General features: G+C 54.4%; 10 protein-coding genes. 3 read left to right on the forward strand and 7 right to left on the reverse strand.

The window, feature by feature from the left end; genetic code table 11:
• Position 1: 1 nt before the first annotated feature.
• Together E0L35_RS16415 and E0L35_RS16420 are read right to left on the reverse strand one after the other, a co-directional pair.
• A complete protein-coding gene (locus E0L35_RS16415; RefSeq protein WP_138800884.1) occupies positions 2-877 on the reverse strand; it encodes a c-type cytochrome in 876 nt (291 codons plus the stop codon).
• A gap of 184 nt (positions 878-1,061) precedes the next feature.
• A complete protein-coding gene (locus E0L35_RS16420) occupies positions 1,062-2,012 on the reverse strand; it encodes a GNAT family N-acetyltransferase (protein WP_138800885.1) in 951 nt (316 codons plus the stop codon).
• A 169-nt stretch (positions 2,013-2,181) separates the two neighbouring features.
• On the opposite strand from E0L35_RS16420, the gene E0L35_RS16425 reads away from it, so the two are divergent.
• The 3 genes from E0L35_RS16425 (at position 2,182) to E0L35_RS16435 (ending at position 4,975) form a co-directional block, all read left to right on the forward strand.
• Positions 2,182-2,862 carry a response regulator transcription factor gene (locus E0L35_RS16425; protein ID WP_022521064.1) on the forward strand — a complete coding sequence of 227 codons (681 nt, stop codon included), beginning with the start codon at positions 2,182-2,184 and terminating at the stop codon, positions 2,860-2,862.
• The gene (locus tag E0L35_RS16430) at positions 2,859-4,244 is read left to right on the forward strand and encodes an ATP-binding protein (RefSeq protein ID WP_022521063.1); all 1,386 of its coding nucleotides are present in this window, start codon (positions 2,859-2,861) and stop codon (positions 4,242-4,244) included. The genes E0L35_RS16425 and E0L35_RS16430 overlap by 4 nt, the downstream gene beginning before the upstream one ends.
• A 131-nt stretch (positions 4,245-4,375) precedes the next feature.
• Complete coding sequence (locus E0L35_RS16435; protein WP_022521062.1) at positions 4,376-4,975, forward strand: CBS domain-containing protein; 600 nt, start codon at positions 4,376-4,378, stop codon at positions 4,973-4,975.
• Positions 4,976-5,064: 89 nt separating this feature from the next.
• Here the strand turns inward: E0L35_RS16435 and nhaD are convergent, their stop codons facing one another.
• From nhaD to E0L35_RS16460, 5 genes are all read right to left on the reverse strand, one after another.
• Positions 5,065-6,531, reverse strand: a complete 1,467-nt coding sequence (gene nhaD, locus E0L35_RS16440) for a sodium:proton antiporter NhaD (protein ID WP_022521061.1) — start codon at positions 6,529-6,531, stop codon at positions 5,065-5,067.
• A 157-nt stretch (positions 6,532-6,688) separates the two neighbouring features.
• Entirely contained in the window at positions 6,689-8,515 is a 1,827-nt protein-coding gene (glmS, locus tag E0L35_RS16445; protein ID WP_138800886.1) for a glutamine--fructose-6-phosphate transaminase (isomerizing), read from the reverse strand.
• 188 nt (positions 8,516-8,703) lie between these two features.
• Positions 8,704-10,074: a bifunctional UDP-N-acetylglucosamine diphosphorylase/glucosamine-1-phosphate N-acetyltransferase GlmU gene (gene glmU / locus E0L35_RS16450; protein WP_022521059.1), complete on the reverse strand. Its 1,371-nt coding sequence runs from the start codon at positions 10,072-10,074 to the stop codon at positions 8,704-8,706.
• A gap of 1 nt (position 10,075) precedes the next feature.
• Entirely contained in the window at positions 10,076-11,245 is a 1,170-nt protein-coding gene (locus E0L35_RS16455; RefSeq protein WP_022521058.1) for an FAD:protein FMN transferase, read from the reverse strand.
• A 12-nt stretch (positions 11,246-11,257) separates the two neighbouring features.
• Positions 11,258-12,058, reverse strand: coding sequence for an undecaprenyl-diphosphate phosphatase (locus tag E0L35_RS16460; protein WP_022521057.1), 801 nt, complete (start codon positions 12,056-12,058; stop codon positions 11,258-11,260).
• Positions 12,059-12,262: the final 204 nt, after the last annotated feature.

Genomic DNA, 12,262 nt, shown 5'->3' on the forward strand with positions numbered 1-12,262 from the left:
TTTACTGGGCTTCAGCCATTAAATAATCGACAACAGCCATCACTTCTTCATCGGAAAGATTGGGATTACCGCCTTTGGCTGGCATAGCACCGATACCGTTAATGGCGCTGGCGTAGAGCTCATCAGCCCCCTTCTCTAAACGCGCCGCCCAAGCTTCTGAATCGCCAATTGTCGGTGCGCCAGCAACGCCGTTATCGTGACATGCCACACAGCCAGAACTTGCGTAGAGAGCTTCACCGTCTAAGTCGCTGCCACCGCTGGCTTCTTCAACTGCTGCCGCGTCTTCTTCACTCGCTGCATCGTCGTTAGAAGCCATTTCTTCAGTTGCCGCTTCACCTTCAGCAGCGGCGGTCTCTTCGGTAGCGGCCTCATCGGCGGCACCTTCGTCGCTAGAAGCTTCGGCCTCTGCAGCAGCTTCATCACCGCCACTCAACTCGGGCACTTCCATAACCGGCTCAACCATATAGGCGACCGCCGCTTCCACTTCTTCATCGGAAAGGTTGGGGTTACCGCCTTTCGCCGGCATGGCGCCAATACCGTTAATAGCGTGATCTAGCAGCGTGGCGAAGCCTTGTTCAGCACGTTCAGCCCAGGCCTCTTCATCACCACGAATAGGTGCGCCCGCAGCGCCCGATTCATGACAGGCGCTACATACATTACCGTAGATGCCCTCACCGTCGATATCACCGCCACTGCTACTATCGCTAGGAGGTGCCGCTGCGGTGCCACAGTCTTGGCCTTGTAAACAGAGTTGACCCACCGGCGCCAAACGCTCGGCAATCGCATCACGTGCGGCGTCATCTTGGGCATAAACACTGGATGTGCCCGCCATGAAGCCGAGGGCCGCCAGCCCGCTCATGATCAGCTTAGCTTTCACTCTCACCACCTCTTGAGTATTGTCATCAAACTTTTATCCTCAACCCCTGTGCGTGGCAGCGCCAATATCGACGGTGCGCAGCTGAGACGCCAAGACGTGCATATAGGACTAGTATAACGGCAACGCAAAGCGCAAGAAAATGCTACTAAGCGCGCCTATTCAACCGTTGACTACTATTGGCAGCTTAATTTGGCAAACTCCTCCTCTCACCACTGCCTTTCCAGGCGAATAAACGTTGCTGCGCATAGCGTATGAAACCCGCCTGCTGGTAAAGCCGTTTAGCCGGTAAATTTATGTCATCTACCGCCAGCGTGACCTCCTGCACGCCAGCCTGCTGGGCAAGCGCGAGGCCTTTATTTAACAACGAGCGCCCCAAGCCTTTGCCACGCCAATTCGGTGTTAGTCCCATTAACATTAGCTCCCAACGGCCTAGCGCAGGGCGCGGCGCAAGCAGTAGCACACCCACCACAGCCTCGTGATAGCCCACTGCGTACCAGTGCTGTGGCGCTTGGGGATCCTGCTGATAAAACCCATTCAATAACTCTTCCACTGAGAGTACGTCGCGCAGGGGTCGGCTATCCAGCGAACCCTGACCCACTGCGGCCAGCAGATTCAGCTGCTCCGCCCAAGAAAACTCGCAAAGCGGCTGCAGTGAAAGCGGCAGCGCTTCATTCATCGCTAAGCGGTAGCGGCTACTGCCGGTTAAATGATCCAAGCAAGCCAAACGCTGCATGCCATGCTCACGTAGCAGCGCTTCTGATACGGGCGCCTGGGATGACAGCTCCAAGTGGCACAAGCGAATATTGTGGGCTTCTACCCATGCATTGGCCGCACGCAATAGTGCGCTAGTATGCACACCCTGCTCGCTGGGCAACGGCTTGGGTAACCATAGCTGCGCCATATTCATGGGCAGAGGTTGTACCCAGATGGCGCTCACTAACTGGCCTGCCTCAATAGTTATCCATAGCCCATCCCACTGGACATCTGGTTGATTGTACATTGCCTTTACGGCAGCGCTCAGTGCCGCTTGCTGTTCAGGGTCATGAGCAGCAGACAGCTGCAGCAGTGCCTCGCGACGCCGTGCTGGCGGGCAAAGTACTACCTCTGGGCTATTTGAGGGGTCACTAGACGTCATGGCTGATCAATCAAATGCCGAGCTCCGAAGAAGTAATAAAGCGTGCTACGTTATTAGCCTACAATTTATAACCTCATCCTGACGGCCTAAGCCTTTGCACGCCACCCTTATCCGTGCTTATTTCAAAGGTTAATGGCAGCGAATGATTTAAAGGAGTAACCATCCCGCCATGCGTATATTGTTGGTAGAAGACGATCCGAGCTTAGCCTCGGGCATTCGCTTGGCATTAAAGCCCGAGAATTTCACGGTGGATCACCTGAGTGATGGCGTTAGCGCCTTGGCCGCGTTAAAGGAAGGTGAACCTTTTGATGCGGTCATTCTCGATCTGGGGCTACCGCGTATGGATGGTATGCAGGTACTGGAAGCCGTGCGGCGGCTGGGCAATCGCGTGCCCATTTTGGTATTAACCGCTCGCGATGCCGTCGATGAACGTATCGCCGGGTTGGATGCAGGTGCCGATGATTATTTAACCAAGCCGTTTGAGGTCGCTGAATTAAAAGCCCGCCTGAGAGCCTTGTTGAGACGTAGCAGTGACCAGGTAAACAGCGCCCTGGAGTGCCGAGGTATTCGCCTTGATCCGTTAACCATGCAGGTTAGCTACCAGGGGAAACCCGTGGTGTTATCACGACGGGAATTAACCCTGCTGCAAGAGTTTATGAGTCACCCTGGGCGAGTGTTCACCCGCGATACCCTAACGCGCTTGGTCTATGGCTGGGATGAAGATGTAGAAAGCAATGCCATTGAAGTACATGTGCACCACCTTCGGCGAAAATTCTTTCCTCACCTGATTCGCACACTACGCGGCATTGGTTACGTAATGGATAAAACGGACCAGGATCAGCACTCATGACCTCTATCCGCCAACGCACTCTGGGGCTAGCGCTGCTGGTGTTTGGCATTAGCATGCTGGTGATTGGCTTTATCAGCTATCGCTACGCTGCCCATGAAATTGAAGCACTGTACGATGCCAGTCTTGAGCAAAATGCGCGCTTATTAGAAGGCTTGTTGCAAGCACCGCTGCCAGATGAGGCCCGGGGAGTACTGCTCAACAGCCTAGAAAGCGCTCTAGGCAAAACGGCGAGATCTGATCGACGCTTTGCAGGTTACCGGGCGGATAGCCAGCTGGGCTTTCAGCTATGGGAACGGAACCGCCTCCTGTTGCGCTCAGCTAATGCCCCTGAGTCGCCGTTGGCCGATCTCCCTTTGGGTTTCACTAGTCAGTCTATTGATGAGATCCAATGGCGCATTTATGTACTCGACATCCCCAACTCCATACAGCGGATTGTGGTTAGCGAGCGCGAAGACGTTCGCGGGGAGCTGATCAGGGCGGTAGCATTGCGCACGTTACTGCCCGACCTGATTGGCCTGCCGCTACTCACCGCCCTGCTGTGGTGGTCGATTGGCTGGGGCTTGGTACCACTGTTGCGCATGGCCGAGCAAATTCGCAATCGTGATCCGCATAATTTACAGCCCCTCACCCTCAGCCCACTGCCCCAGGAACTAGATACTATCGCCGGTGCGCTCAACCGGCTGTTAGAGCGAATCCGCATAATGCGCGTGCGTGAAAAGCGCTTTATTGCCGATGCCGCCCACGAATTACGTACCCCGTTAGCAGTGCTTGATCTACACGCCCAGAATGCCCTGACTGCCGACAATCTTGAAGATCGTCAGGAGGCGCTCAGTCACCTTCGCGGCGGCGTTGCACGGGCCACGCGCTTGGTTACCCAACTCTTAACGCTGGCTCGCCTGGAGCCTGAAGAGGAGTCGCAGCCTGAATACCGCACTAGCCAGTTGCTTAGTGAAGTGCGTGAGACCCTTGCCAAGCTTTCGCCGCTGGCCGCTGAGCGCGAACAGCAACTACTGTTAAATGCAGATGAGCAGGCAGATTGGTCGATATTAGAAGAGCCCGGTGCCATTGAAACCCTGGTACAGAATCTAGTCGGTAATGCTATCCAACACTCGCCTAACCATAGTGTCATCAGCATCACCCTAGCGACGACGCCACAAAGCTTTCAATTAACGGTGGATGACCAAGGCCCGGGGATACCAATCAATGAACGCAAAAAAGTGGTTGAGCGCTTTCAACGCTCGGGCCCCAGTGCTGGTTCAGGATTAGGACTTTCCATCGTTGAGCGGCTGGTCACACGCCATGGCGGAACCCTTCAGCTTGATGATGCCCCCAGTGGGGGATTGCGTGTGCGTATTGTTTTACAGCGCCTAAAAGAGGAGTAGCACCCTCTTTTCTTGCTAAACTGAGTTTTATGAGTCTCTTAAGGTTGCGATAAGAATTGCGTGCAACTGTGGAGGTGCAAGGCGAGCCAGACACCCACGGCTCCCTCTTTTCTCCACATGGAGGTACCCTGATGAACCAAGTGACTTTTTCACCTAAACCCTTAATTCAACTAGGCTCAGCACCACTGCTAGCCAAGCCAACTGCGCGGCGGCTACTGCCTACTAGCCCAGCGATGACGGTACTGACCGACTTTTCCCAAGTCATGCCTCAATCCGTTGATGCCGACACGCCTATCGACGAGGCGCATCTCAAGATGCGTTATAGCGGTGTAAGACTGCTGTTCGTGATGGATCACCAAGCGCACTGCATCGGAATTATTAACTCAAAAGAAGTGATTGGTACGCGGCGTATCAACATCGCCATGCAGCAGCGTAACCTCAGCCGCGAAGAAGTGACCGCTGAAATGATCATGACCCCGTGGCACAAGCTTAGCGCCATGACCATCACCCAGCTGGCATCGCTGACCATTGAGGATCTGGTGCTGTCGATGGAAGCCGTGACCGATCAACACCTGTTAATCACAGAGCAAAACGATAACCACGAACTTAGAATTCGCGGCATTATCTCAGCCAGTGATATACAGAGCGCGGTAGGTAAAGAAATCAACCCGGTGCCTATGGCGAAAAGCTTCGCTGATATTTGCCAAGTCATAACTGGCCACGATCTATAACGACTGATCGTTAACCCATTTAATTTACATCTAGAAACGCCCCTCACTGGTTACTCAGTGAGGGGCGTTTTCAGTTTGCTATACAGCGTTTAAAACAACGCGCCGTTAATCCAAAGATGCGTCGCAATGCTGGCGGCATAGCCCAGCAATATTGCCGGTACCCAGCGAAGGTGTACGGCAAAGGTATAAATACCTCGCGCCTGCCCCATAAGGGCAACCCCCGCGGCTGAGCCCATAGAGAGCAAACTACCCCCCACGCCTGCGGTTAAGGTAATCAACAGCCAGTTACCCTCCGTCATATCCGGGGCCATGGAAAGTACTGCGAACATCACCGGGATGTTGTCCACGACTGCCGAGATAAGCCCCAGCACCACGTTCGCCCACACCGGGTTCCAACTGCCGTAGAGCGTTTCGGAAAGCAGGCTGAGGTAGCCCATAAAGCCAAGGCCACCCACACACATTACAACCCCGTAGAAGAACAGCAGCGTATCCCACTCGGAACGAGCGATACGGCTGAAAATATCGAAGGGAACCACGCTACCCAGCTGCTCCAGCTTCTTCCAATCGCCCCGGCGGGAGTAGCGCTCACGCTTGCGTTCAAGCGAACGCGGCAGGCTGCGGCGTAGGTAGTAACCAAAGAACTGCAGCAGGCCTAAACCAAACATCATACCCATGGCAGGCGGTAAGTAGAGGATAGAATGGCACAGTACCGAGATGGCCACGGTAATCAAAAACAGTACGATAATTCGCCGTGCGCCGCGCTTGAGCCAGACATTCTCTTTAAGCGAAGCAGGCTGACGATTGACGATAAAGAAATTCATGATAACCGCAGGCACCATGAAATTAACCACCGCCGGAAGCAGCAGCGCGAAGAAGCCTTCAAATGGTACTTGGCCCGCCTGCCACACCATCAGCGTGGTGATATCGCCAAATGGGCTAAAAGCACCACCCGCGTTAGAAGCTACCACCACATTGACACAGCAAAGGCCGATAAACTTATTATCACCCTCGGCCACTTTGAGTACCACGGCGCACATCAGCATGGCGGTGGTCATATTGTTGGCAATCGCCGAAATACCGAATGCCATGACACCGGTAATCCAGAACAAGGAGCGATAGCTGAAGCCTTTACGCACTAGCCAAGAACGTAGCGCATCAAATACCCGACGCTCTTCCATGGCGTTGATATAGGTCATTGCCACCAGCAAAAACAGCAGTAGCTCAGCGTATTCAAGCAGTGTTTCACGGAAGGCGGTTTCCGCCTCTTCCGGCATCCCCGCTTGTACATAGACCCAGGCCACTAGCGCCCAGATAAGCCCTGCCGCAACCAGCACCGGCTTAGACTTACGCATATGCAGTAGCTCTTCACTCATCACCAACGCATAGGCGAGCACGAAGATCACGACAGAAGAGATACCGGCAAGTGAAAGAGTAAGATCAAGGGGCCCAGCGGCGGCATAAGAGAGGGAAGGAAAGACAAAAAGCGTGCAGGCGAGCAACAACCAAGCGACCCGGCTAGCATAATGCCGGGTTACGTGGACGTTTGGTGGTTTCATGGCGATGTTATCCAATCAGAAGGGAAAAAGACCGCCACGATCATAAGCACCCTAATGACATGCTGCAACGCAACGGTTGCGCATAAGATGCGACTTATTGCCGCATCTCGTAAAGCATTTTTATTAGTTCAACTACTCACAAGGTTTGGCGTCGTCGTCACTCCACCGTCACACTCTTGGCCAGATTACGCGGCTGGTCAACATCGGTACCTTTGAGCACGGCCACGTGGTAACTCAATAGCTGTAGCGGCAGGGTATACAGCAGCGGCGCCAGCGCTTCGTGCACGTGTGGCAGGGTCAGCACACGAATATCTTCCTGGACGTCGATACCCACGCTTTCATCGGCGAACACAAACAGTTTGCCGCCGCGGGCACGGACTTCCTGAAGGTTGGATTTTAGCTTTTCAAGCAGATCATCGTGGGGGGCGACCGAAATCACTGGCATTTCGCTATCCACTAGCGCCAGCGGGCCATGCTTTAACTCCCCTGCGGGATACGCCTCGGCATGAATATAGGAAATCTCTTTGAGCTTTAACGCCCCTTCAAGGGCAATCGGATAGTGAGCTCCGCGCCCCAAGAAGAGCGCATGATTTTTCTCTGCAAAAGCTTGGGAAAGTATTTCGATCTGGCTATCCAACGCCAACACCCGCTGACACACCTCCGGCAACGTGCGCAGCGCAGCGATAATATCCGGATACTCAACCTGATTTTTGGCTTTACTGACCGAAAGCGTCAGCAGCATTAACGCCACTAACTGGGTAGTAAAGGCTTTGGTAGAGGCCACGCCAATTTCAGGGCCCGCGCGGGTCATGAGAGACATATCCGACTCCCGCACCAGCGAACTACCGGGCACGTTACAAATCGCCAGCGAACCCACATAGTTGAGGGTTTTAGCAAAGCGTAACGCGGCCAGGGTATCGGCGGTTTCGCCGGACTGGGAGAGGGTGACAAACAGCGTGCCTTCGGGCACGACCGGGTGGCGGTAGCGATATTCAGAGGCCACCTCGACCTGCACCGGCACCCCCGCATAGCGCTCCAGCCAATAGCGCGCCACCAGCCCCGCATGGTAGCTGGTGCCGCAGGCAATGATATGCACGTGGCGAGTGCGCTGGAAAAGTGCCAGCGCATCGGGGCCAAAGCTCTCTATTAACACGCTTTGAGCGCTCAGCCGCCCCTCTAGTGCCGCCTCAATCACCGTTGGCTGCTCGAAAATCTCTTTGAGCATATAGTGGCGGTAATCGCCCTTACTGGCCGCGCCATCGCCGTGCTCAAAGGTATGGATAGGGCGCTCGACGTCGTTACCGTGGCGATCCACTATGCGAATGACACCCTGCTCGCGCAGCTCGACCAAATCGCCCTCTTCAAGGTAAATAAAACGATCTGTGACCGGCAGCAGCGCCAGCGGGTCAGAGGCTAAAAAGGCCTCATTAATCCCCACACCGACCACCAGCGGACTACCTTGGCGCGCGCCAACCACCACGCCAGGTTCTTGAGCACACATTACGCCCAGTGCGTAGGCGCCGCCTAAGCCGTTAACGATCTGCTGGGTAGCATCAAACAGGCTGAGCCCATCAGCCAGCTTTTCGGAGAGTAAGTGAGCAATTACTTCGGTGTCGGTTTCTGAGCTAAACGCATAGCCACTGCGCTGGAGGCTCTCTTTTATAGCCTCGTAGTTCTCAATGATACCGTTATGCACAACGGCAACCTGATCGCTACTGTGGTGCGGGTGCGCATTGGCCTCAGAGGGTTTACCGTGGGTTGCCCAGCGGGTATGCGCGATACCCGAAAAACCCGGTAGCGCGGCCTTATCCAATTGAGCGGTAAGCGCCGCCACTTTTCCAAGCGCACGATGGCGGGTTAATACGCCGTCGTTGAACACCGTCATACCGGCTGAATCGTAGCCGCGATATTCCAGGCGTTTTAGTCCTTCTAATAGAATTTCTTGGACGTTGCGCTGGGCAACGGCGGCTACAATGCCACACATAATCACTCTCCTAGTTTATTAACCAGAGCTCTTCACAAACGCTACTCGACCAACCCGCTGAACGGTAGAACGACGACCATTGATTCTAAATACGTCTTTTTAATGATTCTTAGCACCATTTAAAAACGATTTTAAGCGCTGTTTTAAGGACTGACTCAAGAGCCCTCTTTAATTGCTTCCTTCCCGCCCTATGGCTTTGTCACTTTACTGGGACGCAGCCAATCAATTTTTTCTAGCTGACGGCCTCGCGTAACGGCCAACGCATAGTCGGTGACATCTTTAGCAATCGTAGACCCAGCCCCTATGGTAGCGCCTTTGCCTACTGAAACAGGTGCGACCAAGGCGGTGTTCGAGCCGATGAAGGCGTTATCACCAATATCGGTGTGGTGCTTGTTAGCGCCGTCGTAGTTACAGGTGATCGTGCCTGCCCCCACGTTCACGTCACGCCCCAATCGGGCATCACCGACGTAGCTTAAGTGATTAATCTTACTGCCCTCACCAACATCGGCGTTTTTGGTTTCAACGAAATTGCCCACCTTGGCTTTTACTGCTAGCCGCGTGCCGGGGCGAAGTCGCGCAAAGGGGCCAACCTGGTTCAGACCAGCTGCCACGGTGCCGTCTATCACGCTGTGGGGCTCTATCACGCTCTCTGCACCAATGGTGCTGTTTTTGATCACGCAGTAGGGGCCAATGCGCACACCCTCGCCTAGTTCCACCTCGCCTTCAAATACACAACCCACGTCGATAAACACATCGTGACCGCAGGTCAAACGTCCGCGCACATCGAGCCGTTCGGGGTCGGCAAGTGCCACTCCTTGTGCCATTAACTTATCGGCCAACTGGCGTTGATAAACGCGCTCCAAGCGAGCCATTTGCGCTCGATTATTAACCCCTTCCACTTCAACGGCGGAGGCCGGTTGGGCAGTGCATACCTTGATGCCTTCCGCTGCGGCCATGGCAATTACATCGGTCAGGTAGTACTCACCCTGGGCATTTTCTGCGGAGAGCTGCGGTAACCAGCGTTTAAGCTGGGCACTCGTCATGGCCATAATACCGGTATTGCATTCGGTAATCGCAAGCTCGGCACTGCTGGCATCTTTTTGCTCAACAATCGCCACTGCTTCGCCTGCGTCGTCACGCACAATTCGCCCATAGCCCGAGGGGTCAGCTAGCGTTACCGTCAACAGCCCCATGTGCTGCTCATCCACATGGGCCAACAGCTCGCTCAGGGATTCCCGCTGCAGCAGCGGTACATCGCCGTAAAGGATTAACACCTTACCGCTCCCTAACTGCTCGAGCGCTTGCGCCACCGCGTGTCCGGTGCCCTTCTGCTCGGCCTGAACGGCAAACTTTACAGGCTTTTCTGCCAGCACTTCGCGCAGTTGGTCAGCGCCATGACCAATAACGACATGGGTGCGATCCGGCTGCAACCCTGAAGCGGTATCCAGCACGTGCTGCACCATTGGCTTGCCGGCCAAGGGATGCAGCACTTTAGGAATTTGTGAACGCATCCGCGTGCCTTTACCCGCGGCGAGAATGACAATATCCAGTTCTTGCATACTATTCACCTATTACTGATGGGTCAGCGGGCGCCGGGCTGTCTGTGGCGGGGCTGTTGGTCGCTGGGGCTCGTCGTTGTTCAATGCCCAACTCATTAACCAGTGTTTCCCCAAAATAATTAACAAATTCCGGGCTAGCAATGCTGCGCCACTGCTCGCCATCACGCACGAGCAAAAGCACTTTAAGGTTATTCTCAATGGCCAGTTGCATCGCCTCCTGTTCGCCAACCACCAGTAGCGCCGTCGCCCAGGCATCTGCCCAGGCATTGGAGGGATGGAAAACAGACACCGAGGCAAGCTGGTGGGTCACCGGCCGCCCCGTGCGCGGATCAATGGTGTGGGAAAAGCGCTGGCCATCCACTTCAAAATAGTTGCGGTAATCACCCGAGGTGGCCACCGACATACTCTCTAACGGGATAATATGCTGAGCACGCTGCTGGCCATTTTCAGGCACCTCAATGCCAACCTGCCAGGGCGTTTGTTCTTCCTCATCACGCAGGCCGCGGGCGATCAGTTCTCCTCCAATATTGACTAAGTAGTGCTCCAGCCCCTGCTGTTCCAGGTAAGCAGCTACGCGGTCAGTTCCATGGCCTTTGGCCACGCCGGAAAGGTCGACAAACACATCGCGGGTACGCCGCGCCTGCATATTTTGGGTGTCGATTTCTAGCGCATCAATGCCTACCTGGGCAAGCTCCTCGGACAGGGCATCGTCAGAAGGGACGGTTTCAGGCCGTGCACCGGGGCCAAAGCTCCATAAATTGACCAGGTCGCCTACAGTAATATCAAAAGCGCCGTGGCTGGCTTCCGCGACGGATTGGCTAATCGCAAGCACGTCAATAAGCTCATTGGAGAGCGGCTGCCACTCATCTAAAGGCGCTTCGTTGAAGGCGATCAGCTCCGAGTCATCCCGGTAGGTCGACATCGCCTGATCAACGCTCTCCAGCTCTGCTTTAAAGCCCTCTTCCAATTCAAGAGACTCGCCCTGAGTAAGCGGATCCATAATGGTCACCTGGTAGAAGGTGCCGAAAATATTGCCATCAAAGCGTACCGGTGGTTCCAGCGGTCGATCACTCTCTGAGCAGCCTGCCACGCCTAACCCCAAGCCCAGCAGTGAGCCCGTTACGATCAGTGCACGTCCCCACCTTGCTGTGCGTTCAACAGCCTTTTTCATCGTTGCTTTATCCTAAAAATAAAAGAACCACAGCAGCCAGGCGCCGAACAGCACGCGATAAATCACAAAGGGCTGCATTCCCAATTTTTTTATAACCACCAGAAAGTAGTGAATACACAAATACGCGCTTATTCCCGATAACAAGGTGCCCGCCAACATCGCGATCCAATCAATCGACTGTGGAGCGCTAAACAGCCCTACTGCTTCTAGGCCACCTGCCAGCACAATCACCGGGATTGATAGTAAGAAAGAGAAGCGCGAGGCGCCTTCTCGGTTCATGCCCACCATCAGCGCCGCGGTAATGGTAATCCCCGAGCGCGAGGTTCCTGGGATGAGTGCTAGCGCCTGGGCACCGCCAATAATCAGCACATCCTTCAAACGCAGTTGGTACTCGCTGCGCGTCCCCTCTTTACGCCAATCGGCATACCCCAACAATAGCCCGAAACCAATTAAACTGAAGCCGATAATCAGCGTAGAGCGCATCAAATGAGAAATAACATCGTGCAGTAGTAAACCAATAAGCCCCACCGGGATGGTTGCTAACGTCACCCATAAAGCCAGTCGTGCGTCTTCGTTCACTCCTTTGCCGCTAAGCGCAGCCAAGCTGCTAATGACCATCTGCCAAATTTCCTGCCGGAAATAGATAATCACCGCGGAGAGGCTGCCTAAATGTAGGGCAACATCAAAGGCTAGGCCTTGATCTTGCCACTCTGTCAGCACAGGCACCAAGATTAGGTGGGCAGAGCTTGAAACGGGTAAAAATTCTGACACTCCCTGAACAACCGCTAACACCACCACCTGGAGCCAATCCATAAAAAAATCCTGTGCATAGAAACAATTTAATGGTTGCAATGGCGCTTAAGGATACACATCCACCTATTCGTTGTCCGCCATTGCCTTTGCTGAGACTAGCCACCACTGACACACAAAGGTATCGTTTCACAGCCTGAAAGCAGTGGAGGCTATAGAGGATATAAGGAGTGCGCTACAATAGGCGTCTATTGAATGCGTGCGTCC

This window comes from Halomonas sp. ATBC28 (genome assembly GCF_005937175.1).
GTDB lineage: Bacteria > Pseudomonadota > Gammaproteobacteria > Pseudomonadales > Halomonadaceae > Vreelandella > Vreelandella titanicae.